Source organism: Catenulispora acidiphila DSM 44928, assembly GCF_000024025.1.
Taxonomy (GTDB): Bacteria; Actinomycetota; Actinomycetes; order Streptomycetales; family Catenulisporaceae; genus Catenulispora; species Catenulispora acidiphila.
Genome location: NC_013131.1, coordinates 1,171,675 through 1,185,992, shown reverse-complemented (window position 1 = coordinate 1,185,992; position 14,318 = coordinate 1,171,675). Strand labels below are relative to the sequence as shown.

Sequence of the window (14,318 nt, the reverse complement as noted above, 5' to 3'; positions counted from 1 at the left end):
GTGAACTTCGACGATTCATTGCGCGAAGCCATGCACGGCTACGCGTTCACGCCGTCCCCGGTCAGCGCCGAGCAGGTCATGGCGGGCGCCCGGCGGCGCAGGGCTCGGGACCGGGCCCGCACCGCGGTCGGCGTGGTCGGCGTCGCGGCGCTGGTGAGCGCTTCGGTGTTCGTGCTGCTGGGCACGTCCTCCGGCTCGGGCGGTGCGGTGATCTCTCCCGGATTCTCCCCCAGCGCGTCGGGCACTACTGCGCCGGACCAGGTACCGCCCGGTCAGCGTTCGCCGGTGAAGCAGGTGAAGGTGGGAGAGGCCATCAAGGTTCCCAGCGACATCGACGGCGCCTTCTACTGGATGACCACCGATTCCGCCTGCCGGTACGCGCCGCACGAGACCACGACGTACGGCAAGGCGGACTTGGCGACGTCCGGGTTCGTCGAGTGCGACACCCCGGCGGGCGGCAAGAACGGCAGAGCCCTGATCTGCCGGATGACGGTCACGGCGCCGCCGCAGACGACCGGCGACACGCTGCCCTGCGCGGGACACACGCCGACCGACAAGTACTTCTCGCCGTTGTTCGCCGTGCAGACCATCGGCGGCGGCAACCTCATGGTCCCGGTGGCCGGCGTCATGGCGGGTCCCGACCTGCCGACGAAGGTCGAGGACCGGGTCGTCGACATCTACGTCGGACCCGACATGTCAGCCGGCGGGCACAAGGTCGTGCGCGAGACCAGGCTAGAAACCCTTTACACCGTGCCGGGGATGAAGCCGGGGTGGAAGTTCTGGCTGCCGGGCTCGCCGTTGGTCTACCCGAACCCGAACCCGCCGCCGGATGCGCCGACCTACCACGGCGCGCCCAAGCAGACGAAGCCGGTCCTGACGAACAGCTATGACGAGATCTGGCTGTACGACGGCGCCAACAAGCGGATGACGGCGAACCCGGGGAACCGGCCGGCTCCCAGCGCGACGGGCTTCATCCCGACCGACGCCTCGACCTGACCGTCGGGCTTCGGTCGTGCGATCGGTCCGGACGACTTCACGGTCGTCCGGACCGTCGGCTGTCTCTGTCGACCGTCCTGTCAGCTGTCCCGTCGGCTGTCCCGTCCAGATCAAGCCACGCTCGGATACAGCGCGGCCACACCGCCGGACAGCCCGGCGCGCACGTTCCGGCTGAGCTCGTCGATGACGATCTCCGTCTCCCCCGCCTTGATCGCCTCGAGGGCGCGACGGGTGACGTCGGCCGGGTCGAGCTTGGAGTCCTCGACCGCCGCCGCCATGTCGGTGTCCATGTAGCCGACGTGGAGACCGCCGACCTTGGTGCCCTGGCCGGCGAGTTCCTGGCGCAGCGCGTTGGTGAGGGACCACTGCGCCGACTTCGAGGCGCTGTAGCCGCCGAGGTGGGGCATCGACACCCAGGAGAGCACCGACAAGATGTTGAGGACGTAGCTCTCGTCATGCGCTCCGAGCTGGGGCGCGAAGGCGCGGGTGACGGCCAGCGTGCCGAAGAAGTTGGTGTCGAACTCGCGGTGGATGTCCTCGACGTCGCCGTCGAGCAGGCTCGCGAACGTGGCGACACCGGCGTTGTTGACCAGGATCGAGACGCCGGTCGCGGTCTTGGCCGCCGCGGCTACCGAGGCGGGATCAGTGACGTCGAGGGCGAGCGGGGTGACCCCCTCGAGGTCGATGGAAGCGGGGTTCCGGGCGGCGGCGTAGACGTGGGCGCCGCTGTCGCGGAGCTGCTGCGCGAGGTGGCGGCCGAGGCCGCGGTTGGCGCCGGTCACGAGGGCGGTGGCGTGGGTGAGCTGCATGGGAGGAGCGCCTTTCGCTGAGTTGGTTCTTCCAACCTAGCACCTAAATTGGAAAAGGCAATCCAGCGCCCTATACTGATCCCATGGCCAAGGTCCCAGAGAATCCCTGCTCGATCGCCCGCACCCTCGGCGTCATCGGCGAGCGGTGGACCATCCTGATCCTGCGCGACGCCATCGAGGGCCTGTCCCGCTTCGACGACTTCCGCCAAAGCCTCGGCATCGCCCCCGACGTCCTCAGCGCCCGCCTGGCAACCCTCGTCGAACACGGCGTCATGCAAAAAACCGAATACCGCGAACACAACGAACGCCGCCGCTACGCCTACACCCTCACCCCAGCCGGCCACGAACTCCTACCAACCCTCATGGCCCTCCAAGAATGGGGCGACAAACACCTCCCCTGGCCCGAAGGCCCCAGCGTCCTCCGCCACGACCCCGCAGGCGCCCCCGTCCACGTCGGCCTGATCGACAACCAAGGCCACGAAGTCCCCCCCGAAGACCTCACCCGCGTCAAAACCGACGCCTACCCCGCCGAGCGCATCGAGATCCTGACCCGCCACAGCTGACGAGCGGTGAAGGAGGCGAACGCTCACCTGACGAAGACGGCAGTCAGAATCGCTCCGCCAAAAATCACCACCATCACGGCAACAGAGGCGGCAATCCCCCTTCGCCGGATCGCCGGATACTGCGGGTGCTCTCGAATCGCCGGATCGGTACTCCGCGGAAGATCCTCCGGCAACTTGCCCATCAGCAACACCGCCAACGCCATCGGCAGCAGCACCACAGCCTCGTACCACAGCATCTTTCGGCTGAAGAACGCGATCACCGCCAAAAGGCCCACGCCCGGCGCCAGATTGTTGCGGACGATCTGAGCACGCTGCCACGTCGGCACGACGCGAAGCACTACGACGGCCACAGCCAAGCATCCGACGGCCGCCGAGATGATCAGCGCCGCAACGGGCACGGATGACAGTTCAATGTGCGAAACCCCACGCGACCCCATGAATCAGAAGCCTCCTTCCCGCAACCGCCGCCCAGGCATGACCCGCCGAACCATGACCCGCAGGACAACGGGATCATCCCACCTCGGGACCCGCTCAGTACGGCGGCAGCCTTCCCCGCCATCGCGCTCAGAGGGTGAGATGAGATGTCTCGCCCAGAGAACTCAGAAGTAGGGTCCCGGCATGCCTGACCATGATTTCGATCTGATCTGCGAGATCGAGCCGCCCACCCGCCCCGATCTGAAGCGCGTGCGGCATCAGATCGGCGTGATGAGCCCGATCGCCGACTCGTTCCTGATCCCGGACAATCACATCGGGCGCGCCACCGTCTCCAGCGTCGCCGTCGCCCACGAGGTCCAGGCCATGGGCGCGAGCGGAATAGCCTGCCTGAACTCCCGCGACAGAAACGTCCTCGGCCTCCAGCGCGACCTCCTGACCGCAGCCGCCTACGGAGTCCGCCGCTTCCTGTTCGTCTACGGCGACAAGCCAACCTCCGGCGGCCGCACCAGCGACCTCACCGTCCGCACCATGATCGAGCAATCCCGAGCCGCCGCCCAAGACCCCCGCTTCCAAGGCGCCGGCCAGTTCCAAGTCGGCGTAGCCACCGGCCTCCGCCCAATCCCCACCTGGAAGCACGAAGCCGACTTCGCCTTCGCCCAAGTCAGCTTCTCCCTCGAAGCACTCATCCGCTGGCGCGAGAGCATCACCCTGGACATCCCCATCTTCGCCGGCGTCATGGTCCTGGCCAGCCCCACAATGGCCCGCAACCTAGCAGCATCAATCCCCGACATCGACATCCCCGACGCCCTAGTCCAAGCAGTCGACCAAGACCCCCAAGCCGGCGTAGAAGCAGCCTGCGACCAAGTCCTAGCCATCCGCGCCACCGGCGCCTTCGCCGGCGTCCACCTCGTACCCGTCAGCCGCTACCGCCAGGTCGCGGCACGGCTCGAGGCTGTGCTCTGAGATCCTCAGTTGGGCTCAGCCGAGCCCGAAAGCATCAGCTTGCGCTGCGCCCGCTGATAGAACGTGGTCTGACCTAGGCGCACGATGCGTGCGGCGGCGGGGAGCATCGTCACGTCGACGACGTCTCCTGGGTAGACGGTGCCGACCAGTTGGCCGTCGGCCTCGATGGCGAGGTCGCCGCTGGTGGGCAGGACCTCGAGGGTGAGTTCTTCTCCGCTGGAGAGGAAGATCGAGCGGTTGAAGGCTGAGTGCGGGGCTACCGGGGTGACCAGCAGTCCTTCGGCTCGGGGCGAGACGATCGGGCCGCCGGCGGAGAAGCTGTAGGCGGTGGAGCCGGTCGGTGTTGCGACGACGACCGCGTCGGCGCTGTATCGCACGAACGGCTGACCCTGCACGCGCACCGCGACCGCTGCGGACTTGTGCCCAGGGGAACGGACGAGCACCACGTCGTTCAGCGCCGTCACCTCATCAGCCCCGAAACGGACGCGCACCCCCGAGCGGGCCTCCACCGTGAAGCTGTGCTGGTCAATGGCGTCAAGGGCGGCGGGAAGATCCGGAATGTCGATCTCAGCCAGGAACCCCAGGCGCCCGACGTTGACGCCGAGCACAGGCGCGCGGCCGCCGACCGCCAGGCGCATCGCGCGCAGCATCGTGCCGTCGCCGCCCAGGCTGACCACGAGGTCGGCGGAGGCGTTCATCTCCTCGGCCCCCACCGGCACGGCTTCGCAGCCGATCCGTGCCACCTCTTCGGTGAGCCCGAGCACCTTGGCGTCCCGACCCCGGCTCCAGCGGACCACGGTTTCCACGGTGGGCGCACTCGTACGCTCGGGGTGAAGCACCAGCCCCACCGTGCTGATCAATCCCATCGGAACACCTCGATGTCGGCCGGTCCCGTTCCGCTCCCGGCGGGGCGCAACCAGCGACCGGTGAAAGAACCTTAACCCGCCAGGCCCGAAGATCCACAGCTGTTGGTAGACGCCGCAGCAGTCAACGCCTGCCTAAGGCGACGCCTGCCTAGACCGCGGCTGCCTCGACCGCGGCTGCCTCGACCGTTGCCATGATCGCAGTGAAGGCGGCCGCGAGTGAGTCGGCGACAGCCGCCGGATCGCCGAGGTAGCCGTTGACCATCGCCCCATCGCGAAGCAGCATCAGCTCCCGCGCGATGGCGCCGGCGTCGCTCGCCCCAGCCTCCGCGGCGATGGCGCCGAACTCGCTCAACATCCACCCGCGATGCTCGTCGACCACGGCCCGAACCGGATCGTCCGGATCAGCGAACTCCGCCGCGGCGTTGATGAACGCGCACCCCCGGAACCCCGGACGGCAACTCGCCGCGCCGATTCCGGTGGCGAGTGTGCGCAGCGACCCCACCGGGTCGCCCTCACGACGCGTGCTTTCCATCCACCCCCGCTCGGCGGCGGCCTGCTCCTTCAGATACGCGACCACAAGATCGCTCTTGGTCCGGAAGTGCCGGTAGAAGGTGACCTTCGTGATCCCGACCTGCTCGATGATCCGGTCAGCACTCGTGGCCCGAATGCCCTGCCCATAGAACAGCTCGCTCGCCGCGGCGAGGATGCGCGCCCGCGTACCAGGGCCCGACGAAGGGCGCGTCACTGACTCGTCGGTATCGGCGTGCATGTCCTGCTCCCGTTCCAGTCCGGCTGGTTGCACCAGCGCTGGGCACAGTCTAGAGTCGCCCATGTAGACGTACTAGTAACTCTACAAGAATCCGCAGGCAGCGCACGAAAGAGAGAGCCCCATGGCCACCGTCGCAACCAGAAAAACCGCAGCCGACACCACCAGCACCCCGCAGCCCTTCAGCGCGATGCTCAGCCGCCTGTACTTCGCCCGCTTCGCATTCGCCGTCGTCTGGGCCGCGCTACTCATCCCGTCCGGCAAGCACACAGGAGCGGCGCTGACAGTTCTGCTGGTCGTCTACCCGCTGGTCGACGCAGCCGCCGTCCTGTGGCAGCTACGCTCCAAGAACCGCCCGTCGGGCCCAGCGTTCGCGGAATGGGCCAACGTACTGGTCAGCGTCGGCGTCGCCATCACCCTCGGCTGGGCATCGACATCATCCATCGGCACCGCCCTCGCCGTCTGGGGCGCATGGGCCGCAGCCTCCGGCATCACCCAACTCACGACCGCGATCTCCCACCGCACCGCGGGCGGGCAAATACCCCTGATCATCAGCGGCGCCATCTCCACCCTCGCCGGCGCCAGCTTCCTCGCTCAATCCGCCAAGGACCCGTCGAGCATCTCTGCTATCGGCGGCTACGCCATCCTCGGCGGAATCTTCTTCCTCATCTCCGCCATCCGCCTCAGGTCACAACTGCGCACGGCCGCACACTGACGCCCGCATGCCAGCGAGATTGCTCATGTTCCGGCCGAACCACCTGTTCAGAGCATGGCAGGCGACCAGTCCAGCCAGTCGCCTCGCGATCCGGCCGTGCCGAGCAAGAAGGACCGCTCACGACCCGACTGGTAGAGGACGGCACCCAACGAGTCGGCCCGCGCCGCAGACGGATCCCCGCCCGGCCGCTCAACGAACAGCCCCAAGCCCACCGCATCAGGTTCCTTCAGGATCAGCACCAGATCTCGACTCGATCCCAGGGCCCTGATGATCTCGACGAACGAGGTGCGAGCCTCGGCAGTGAGGTGCGCCAGCGTGTTGGAGAGAAAGACGCACGGCACGGACGGAGCCGCCACCATCCCGATCGCCGCCGGAAGGATGTCGAGCACATCGCCCTGGCGCAGCCGCAACGGATACCGGGCCGCCATGGCCAGGGCCGCGTCCAAACGCGCCAGGCGATCGGCTTCCTCCGGCCAGACCTGCGCGCGCAGCCACGCTCTGGTCTCGGCATCGGCCGGCTTCAACGGATTCAGGTCGATACCGACACGCGAAGAAACGCGCAGCTCCTTGCTGACGAACGGGGCAAGCGTCTTCGCAGTCGCCGCGCCGCGCACCAGACACCGCAGCACCGGTCCCGGAACATCGTCGCGCTGGTCAGGATCCGCTGCGGGCAGCCGTTCCAGCACCGAGCCGTCGCCGAACTCGTATACGTAGCCATAGCGCTCCGGATACAACAAGAGCCCCGCACTGGTCCCGACCTCGATCAGACCCAACGCACGCCCGAGCCCGGCCTGGGCCCAGCCGAACGCCGGCCGCAACTGCGCGGCCCGCAACGGTTCGTTGCTCTGGACGTGTCCCGTCACCAGCAACGCCTCAAGCCGATCACGATGTCCCACCACGAAGCCCTCAAAGGCCTCCGCCAGCTCCGCATCCGGCGCGCGGTCGCCGCCGAACGACGGGTAGTAGGCAGCCAACGGATGGTCCCCACGGTCAGCCAGCACCCGCTGCACAGCAGCGAAGAACAACGCCACCGACGGATCGCCAGCGGCCTCAGACACCTCCCGCAGCCGCCCATCATCGGCAACCTGCTCGGCCAGCGCGGCGTACAGCGGCGAGGTCCCGGCCGCCGTCGTCGCGAACCTACGGAAGTCATCGGCGCTCATGCCTGAAACCCTAGATCGTCGACGCCGCCCTCAGCGGATCCACACCCTGAACGGCGGACGCGCACCTCATCAGACCCCTTCGACGCGCGGGTGGCAGCGCATGACGGAATCCGCGATCGGCTGTCTCTAGCGCCTCAACGTCCGCCGCGCCTACCAGGACTGGACCGCGCGATGCTCAGAACCGGTGAGATCCGCTTCGAGCACTGCTCGCGCCGGGCTCGTGGGTTTCGCCCCGAGATGCCTTCCACGCTGCCGTGATCTCGGCAAGCTGGGCGTCGAACAGTGTGCCGTCGTAGCTTCCGCCCGCGATCGGAGCCGGCAACCTGACCGCGCGGCCGGATGACGTCCGTACCTGCACAAGGCGCGCCTTGCCTGCTTTACGGATCTCGATGCCGGTGATCTCACTCCACGACAGGTACCTGACCCAGAACATGCGATGCAGCCGGACACCGTCGGCCTCAAGCTCGGTGGCCGCCCGAACCCGGTGCAGGACGATCAGCCCCACCGCCACGGCGAACAGTCCGTACCCCAAGCCCGAGTAATGCACGGGCCGAGGCTTGGTGAGGCTGACCAGGCCAGGGATGATCACCGGGCTGGCAGCGAAAAAGGCCCAGCTCACCCAACCACGAGGCGACAGCTTCAGCTTGAAGCGCATGTTCGAAGGCACCGGCAGATCATGGCAGATCAGGAGCCCCCTCGGGAACAACTCCGCGCCGCAGGCATACGACGCCAAGCTCGACAGCTTCGGCAGGGAATTGAACGCCTGGCGCCACGTCGCACTCAGCACCGACCACGACCGACACCACGCACGATCAGCGACGGCGACCTGGGCACCGCAGAGAAGGTGGCCCAGGTCGCCGCGTGCATCGGGCAGACAGGTGAAATCAGCGCTGTGACTGTGGTGTCAGGGGTCTGTCGGGCTAGCGTTCGAGCAAGGCGATGCGGATCGCTCGTTCCACATGAGCTGCGGTGTTGGCGTATCCGGCGGCGTTGGGGTGGACGAGGGTGACGCGCTTGCTGAGCAGAGCGCAGTTCAGCAGGGTGCCGGGAAGGCTGGCGGGCCAGTAGTCCTCAGCGTTGCCGCAGATTCCTTCGACCCACTTGGTGTGCTCGGGCTGGCAGGCATCGTGGCCGATGCTGGAGGAGTAGACATCGACGTAACGGTCGCCGAAGAAGCCCGACACCCGTTGGATCGTGTTGTTCAGCTGCTCGAGGACGCTGCCGCGGAGCCAGTCGATATCGGCGTGGGTGACCGGGCCCAGCTTGGTGAAGTCGAAGCGCTTGCAATCACTGCTGTCCTCAGGCAGGACTGCCGGGTAGCCGACGGTGATCACCTTGGCGTGGGGTGCGGCCTGGTGCACCTTGGCGAGCATCTCGATGTACTCGTCCTGAACTCGGGCGAGTCTGTCCTGCATGCTCTCCACCCCCTCCGGGGGGTTGGTGTAGTAGTCGCGGCAGGAGTTGCCGGCCGTGCCCAGCTCGACGCACTTGAGCAGGATGTCGCCGAAGGGCAGGCTGTTGCCGCCGATGCCGACCGTGACGACGTCGGTGTCCTCACCCAGATGGGCCCGCTGGATCTGCGAGTCCACCGCGGGCCAGCCGCCGGCGGGGGGCTGGACGGGACTGATCGGGGTCTGCTTCTCGTTGGCGATGTCGGCGATGGTGGCGTTGCCGCAGCTGACGTTGGTCAGGTGGACGGGCTTGCCTGGCGGGAACTTGGCGAGCTCTCGGTCGACGACGTCGGGGTAGGCGTTGGTGGTGCGGTCGCAGCCGTCGCGTGAGGCATCACCGAGCGCGGGCTGCGGGTCCCCGACGAAGCCGCCGGCGGTGTACGAGTCGCCCAACGCAGCCCACTGATACGAGTCTGCCGCCGTGGCGGAGCCCGAGGGCATCAGTGCGGCCGCACTCAGCGCGAATGTCACGGCCAGTGCTTGCGTTCGCAGGCGGGAGAGATGACGCATGGATCCTCCATGATCAAGGGCGGAAGTCACTTCGCTCAAGATCATCTATGCTGGCGACTCGCCAATCGTGACGCATCATGCTGATATTCACCGAAAGAGTTAAATAGTCGGATCTTTGGTGTCGCGAGGCGGCAGGAGACCGATCTGCGCCACGGCTCTGCTGGTGCGGCCCGGTCGCCCCAAGGACGACCGGGCCGCACCAAGCACAAGCAGTCCTACGCGCCGCGCCGTCCCCGACGTCGATCACGCGCAGCCATCAGCAGGACCGCGCCGGCGAGGGCGAGCGCGATGGCGACGGCGGCGGGCAGCACCACGTCGGCGCCGGTGGCCGGCAGGTGGTGCTTCGGGTGGTGATGCGGCGCCGGAGCCGGGGTGGGCGGCGTCGGAGGGGTCGGAGGAGTCGGCGGCGTGGGCGGCGGAACGAACTTGTTCGTCACCGTGATCGTCGCGTCCTTGTCGACCCGGATCACCGCGTCCGAGCCGTCGGAGTAGGCGATCGTGGTTCTGGCCGCGCCTTGGGCGTCGGTCTCGCGCGCGGTGCAGGTCGCGCCGACCGGGACGTCCGTGAGCACGATCGGCTGATCGGCGGTCAGTGTCAGGGTTCGCGGATACCCGGACACCGGCTTGCCGTCGAGGAGGCAGTTCACATCCACGGTGAACGTCGCGCCGGCCGGCGCGCCCGATCCGGTCACATGCTTGACCACGATCAGCCGCGGTGCCGCGAAGGTGTTCGTCACGGTCACGCTGGTCGAGGTGGGTGTGACGCCGTCGCCGGCCGGGATGGTCACCGGCGCGACCGGGCTCGTCCGCCCGCCCGCGGCGTCGGTCTCGGTGACCGTGCACACCGCTCCGGCCGGGATGTGCCTGCGACTGAGGGTCTGCCCGTCGGCGATCTTGCCGCTGCCGGAGGCGACCGTCACCGTCGCGCCGTCGGCGGTGTGGACGACGCAGTCGTAGTCGACGGTGAACGGCCCGACCTTCGATCCGGGCGGCAGTGCCCCTTGGACCGATTTGGTGATGGCCAGGTCGCCGAAGGGCATGGCGATCCCGACCTTGATCGGCTCGACCGCGGGCAGCTGCGTGGTGGTCTCGCCGGTGGTGAAGAAATCGGTGTGGCCGAAGGAGTTCCACGCCACCGGGTTCTCCCCCGGACCGGTGAGATCGGCCGGAGCTGTCATCGGGACGTGCAGCAGCGTCGAGCCGCCCGGCGGCAGCGCCGGAGAGAATCCGATGTACTCCCGCAGCGATTCGGCGTTCGCGTCGAACGGTGTGTTCCACGCCCCGGCCGGGCACGCCGAAGGCGCCGGTGCTAGGTCCAAGGTGCAGCCGGGAGAACTCGGCGCGTAGGCGGAGGTCAGCGTGCCGGGCTTGCCGGCAGCCAGGCTCGGTGCGGCAGCCAACGTCGGACGCGGCGCCCATTGGGTGCCCCGGCCGCCGGGGACGATCACGCCCTTGTCCCCCAGCTTCGGCAGGTCGTCCACGACGCGTGTCTGCGTGGCGTCCGTCGTGCCGACGTTGGTGAAGGCGAGCACGAAGTCGAAGCGCTGCCCAGCCAAGATGCGCGCCACGCAGGGGTAGCGAGTGTATGAGTTCCCTGCGACGGTCAGCAGCGGGCAGTCGGCGTCACCGACCGGAACCGACTTGTTGGTGCGGACGTTGACGAACCCGAGCGCGTCGTCGCCGTGCACCCACTTCTGCGAGTCCAACGCGTTGCCGGAGCGGGTGGTCACCTGCGCGGTGGCAGTGCAGCCGAGCGCCGGGTCGGGGGTCGCGCCGCCCTGGCATGTCAGCTTGCTGCGACTGGCGGTGTCGGACGTGCCCGCCCCGAACGTGTTGTCCACGACCGTGTTGGCGGGCGTGCCGGCGGCGAGCGTCGCCTGGAAAGACAGCGTGACCACCGATCCGGGCAGGAACTGGAAGTCGGCGGGGAACTGCCACGTCAGCGAGGTCACGGCGTGCGTGGCCGGATCGGCGGTCGCGGTGAAGACCGGCGTGGGCATCGGCGGGGTCCCCGGCGGCACGGTCGCGGTCATCGTGTACGGCTCGCCGTCGTCGCCGGCGAAGGTCGGGTCGAAGACCAGGCCCGCCGGGATCGGCTCGGTCACCAACAGCGCCGGTACCGCGCCGGTCCCGGTATTGGTTGTCTTCAAGCTGTACAGGATCGGGGTGCCGGGAGCGACCGAGGTCGGCGCCGCGGACTTCTGCGTCCCCAGCTCGATCGTGCCCGGCGTGACCACCAGCTGCGCCGGGGCGTTGCCGAACGGCGCCAGGTTCCCGCCGCTGAGAACATCGCTGCCCGCAGCGGCGGCAATGTCCACGACGGTGTCGGGGATCTCTTGCGCCGGGTTGGAACGCAGCGTCACACGCGGCGCCACGGTGAAGCAGACCGTGCCGTTGGGGCAGGGCCCGCTCGTCGGGTAGTTGGTGCCGGGGATCAGCAGGTACTTCCCGGCGGTCGCGGTGGAGTTGGTGAAGGTGAACCGCAGCCCGGTCACCGATTCCGGCGCCACCCCGGACGGCAGCGCGGGCGCCGTGCCCGGCGTGCCGGCCACATAGGTCCCGGCGGCGCAGTCCGCGAAGCTGGTGCAGGCATCCACCTGGACCCGGTCCGCGCCCGGCGGGAAGCTGACGCCGTCCAGACTCACCAGGTCCACGCTGTCGAAGAACGCGGTCGGGTCCTTCTGTGCCTGGTCCGGGTCGGTGACGACGATCCGGTCCATCGGGAGGTTGCCGATGTTCGCCGCGCGGATCTTCACCTGCGCGGTCTTCGGCGGCACGCCCGGCAGCGAGCGCGGCAGCGTGCCGGGGACGATGTCCTTGGCGATCTGCCCGGCCGCTGCCGGCGCGGTCACGGTCTGCGTGCCCGAGCAGATGTTGCCGGAGGTCCCGGTGCCGTCCACCGAGGTGCCGTCGGCGATCATGCAGTTGGTGATGGTGGTGCCCGCCGGCACGCCGTCACGCGGGGTGGTGGTGACGCTCAGGGTCACGGTGTTGGTCGGCTGCACCGCACCGGAGACCAGGCGGGCCCGGACACCGGTGGCGGTGGAGAGCAGCGCCGAATCCGAGGCGTCATAAGGCTTCCACGCTCCGCCCTGGTAGACCTCGAGCACGAAGTCAGAGGCCAGACTCCCCGGCTGCGTGGTGATCGTCGCCGACGTCAGCCGCAGGTAGGTGAAGGGGTTGTCGGCGCCGGTGGCGGCGGGGTCGACCGGGTCGGTGATGGTGAACTGGGTCTGCGGCAGGTTGCCGTTGTTCGTGGCCTGCGCGATGTAGGTGTACGGCTGGCCGGGGACGAGCTGCCCGCCGGTGTCGGGGGCGGAGGTGTTCTTCGAGCCGTTGATCGTGGTGTGCGGGTCCTCCACGGTCAGCTCCGCGCAGGCGCTGCCGGTCGCGGTACCGCCGGGTCCGCCGCTGACGGAGCCGTCGGCGCAGTTGGTCAGGACCGTGCCACCGGTGACGCTGTCGCGCAGCGTGCCGTGGATACCGAGCGTCGCATTCGCGCCCGGAGGCATCGAGCCGGTGAAGGTGACGGTCACCTTGGTCGGCGGTTGGTCGGCGGGGCAGCCCGAGGAGCTGATGTCCACGGTCGTGGGCGGCGGGGACACGGTGAACGGCTTGGTGGACCCGTCTCCGCACACAAACTCACCGCTGGCCGAGGTCGCCCCTTGCGGGAAGACCAGGCGGGCGTTGGTCGCGTCGATCCCCGACAGGGCCGAGGGCGACGTGCTCGAGGGCTCGGTCAGCGTCATCGAGGTCACCGGGAACTGGGAGGTGTTCTGCACCTTCACCAGCGCGGTCACGCCGGACTTCTGCCCGGCGACGGCATAGCCGTTCGGGCTGTAGGTACCGGCGGCGTCGGCGAAGAACTCCTTGGACCCGCCGACCGTCGGGATCGCCGACAGGATCGAGTACTGCGCGCAGGCGTCCGCACCGGTGGCGGTGTGGTGGTCCATGTCCTGGGCCGAGGGCGTGGCGCAGTTGCTGCGGGTCAGCGTCGTGGTCGGGTTCAGCGGCTGCCCGGTGGAGCGCACCGTGTCGCGCAGCTTCAGTTGCAGCTGCACGCTGCCCGCCGAGCCGCCGTTCACCAGCGGGGTGCCGGAGGAGTTGGTGAAGACGAAGTCGACGCCGGTGACGGTGGCCGGGTCCACGCCCGACGGCAGGCTCAGCGCCGGACCGGGCTGCGGCGGCCCGGTGACCATCTGGGCGGCCGTGCACGGGGTGGGAAGGGTGCAGACCGCGACCGCGACCTGGTTCGCGCCCGCCGGGAACTGCGTCACCGGACCCACACCGGTCAGGTCCCAGTCGTCCCAGGTCTGCTGAGTGCGGTCGCCGACGGTCAGCGACATCACCTCGGCAGTGCCGGTGGACTGGTTCTGCACCCCGAGGGTGACCGTCGCGCCGGCGCCGGACTGCGCCACGACCGAGGTCGGGTCGACGACCTTGGTCGCCACCGGCTTCAGCACCGGCGGGATGTGCACCGTGATGGTCGTCGAGCCGTCAGCCGGATCGGCGTTGTCCGCGGTGACCGTCGCGGTGTTGACGACCTTCTGGCCGTCCTTGTCCGCGGCGTCGACGGACCCGCGGATCGTGATGTCGCGCACGGCACCGGCCGGAAGCCCGACCGAGTCAGCCGGGTTCGGCGGCGAAGGCAGCGCACTGGTGTAGGTGACCGTCAGGGTCCTGGTACCGGCGTCGTACGCGACGGTGTACAGCGGCGGCTGGGACGGCGGAACCTCGATGGTCACCCCGGCCGGAATCACATCGACGGTCTTGGCGTTGACGCAGCCCTCGGTCAGCCCCGAACACGACGCGGTGACCGAATAGTCGAACGTCTGCCCGGGCTCCAACGGCGCGGTCACCGGCGTGGTCGTCCCCGGCTCGAACACCTGCTTGGACAACGACAGCGACGCCGTCTTGTCCGCACCATGCGCCGCCGGCACCACCACCGCCGCGACCACGCCCAACGCCGCGGCCGCAACAGCCAGCCGTGCTCTCCATCCACCACGCATGGCATCCATCCCCGTTCGAGTCGAATGCCCAAATTGTTAGGTCACGAGACGTCCAACCAGACGAAGGCACGC

At 68.6% G+C, this 14,318-nt stretch carries 12 protein-coding genes; 4 read left to right on the top strand and 8 right to left on the bottom strand.

Annotated features, from left to right (window positions below; translation table 11 throughout):
* Complete coding sequence (locus CACI_RS05180; protein WP_012785265.1) at positions 1–996, top strand: hypothetical protein; 996 nt, start codon at positions 1–3, stop codon at positions 994–996.
* Between the two features lie 110 nt (positions 997–1,106).
* Here CACI_RS05180 and CACI_RS05175 read toward each other — a convergent pair whose 3' ends face one another.
* On the bottom strand, positions 1,107–1,805 hold the full coding sequence (locus tag CACI_RS05175) for an SDR family oxidoreductase (RefSeq protein ID WP_012785264.1): 699 nt from the start codon (positions 1,803–1,805) through the stop codon (positions 1,107–1,109).
* 83 nt (positions 1,806–1,888) lie between these two features.
* Between CACI_RS05175 and CACI_RS05170 the strand changes: the two genes are divergently transcribed.
* Complete coding sequence (locus CACI_RS05170; RefSeq protein ID WP_012785263.1) at positions 1,889–2,368, top strand: winged helix-turn-helix transcriptional regulator; 480 nt, start codon at positions 1,889–1,891, stop codon at positions 2,366–2,368.
* 23 nt (positions 2,369–2,391) lie between these two features.
* On the opposite strand, the gene CACI_RS05165 is transcribed toward CACI_RS05170, so the two are convergent.
* Positions 2,392–2,805 carry a hypothetical protein gene (locus CACI_RS05165; protein WP_012785262.1) on the bottom strand — a complete coding sequence of 138 codons (414 nt, stop codon included), beginning with the start codon at positions 2,803–2,805 and terminating at the stop codon, positions 2,392–2,394.
* Positions 2,806–2,986: 181 nt separating this feature from the next.
* On the opposite strand from CACI_RS05165, the gene CACI_RS05160 reads away from it, so the two are divergent.
* Entirely contained in the window at positions 2,987–3,766 is a 780-nt protein-coding gene (locus CACI_RS05160) for a methylenetetrahydrofolate reductase (RefSeq protein ID WP_012785261.1), read from the top strand.
* A gap of 5 nt (positions 3,767–3,771) precedes the next feature.
* On the opposite strand, the gene CACI_RS05155 is transcribed toward CACI_RS05160, so the two are convergent.
* Both CACI_RS05155 and CACI_RS05150 read right to left on the bottom strand, forming a co-directional pair.
* Positions 3,772–4,632, bottom strand: a complete 861-nt coding sequence (locus CACI_RS05155) for an NAD(+)/NADH kinase (protein WP_012785260.1) — start codon at positions 4,630–4,632, stop codon at positions 3,772–3,774.
* Between the two features lie 148 nt (positions 4,633–4,780).
* Positions 4,781–5,401 (bottom strand): TetR/AcrR family transcriptional regulator, encoded by a 621-nt coding sequence (locus CACI_RS05150; protein WP_012785259.1) that lies wholly within the window; start codon positions 5,399–5,401, stop codon positions 4,781–4,783.
* 121 nt (positions 5,402–5,522) lie between these two features.
* Here CACI_RS05150 and CACI_RS05145 point away from each other — a divergent pair, with 121 nt between their 5' ends.
* The gene (locus tag CACI_RS05145; protein ID WP_012785258.1) at positions 5,523–6,113 is read left to right on the top strand and encodes a DUF308 domain-containing protein; all 591 of its coding nucleotides are present in this window, start codon (positions 5,523–5,525) and stop codon (positions 6,111–6,113) included.
* Positions 6,114–6,160: 47 nt separating this feature from the next.
* Here CACI_RS05145 and CACI_RS45110 read toward each other — a convergent pair whose 3' ends face one another.
* The 4 genes from CACI_RS45110 to CACI_RS05125 form a co-directional block, all read right to left on the bottom strand.
* Complete coding sequence (locus tag CACI_RS45110) at positions 6,161–7,276, bottom strand: DUF2332 domain-containing protein (protein ID WP_012785257.1); 1,116 nt, start codon at positions 7,274–7,276, stop codon at positions 6,161–6,163.
* Positions 7,277–7,451: 175 nt separating this feature from the next.
* A complete protein-coding gene (locus CACI_RS05135) occupies positions 7,452–8,063 on the bottom strand; it encodes a PH domain-containing protein (RefSeq protein ID WP_012785256.1) in 612 nt (203 codons plus the stop codon).
* Between the two features lie 133 nt (positions 8,064–8,196).
* Positions 8,197–9,237, bottom strand: coding sequence for an SGNH/GDSL hydrolase family protein (locus CACI_RS05130; protein WP_012785255.1), 1,041 nt, complete (start codon positions 9,235–9,237; stop codon positions 8,197–8,199).
* Positions 9,238–9,452: 215 nt separating this feature from the next.
* Positions 9,453–14,246 (bottom strand): DUF5979 domain-containing protein, encoded by a 4,794-nt coding sequence (locus tag CACI_RS05125; RefSeq protein WP_012785254.1) that lies wholly within the window; start codon positions 14,244–14,246, stop codon positions 9,453–9,455.
* Positions 14,247–14,318 lie beyond the last annotated feature (72 nt).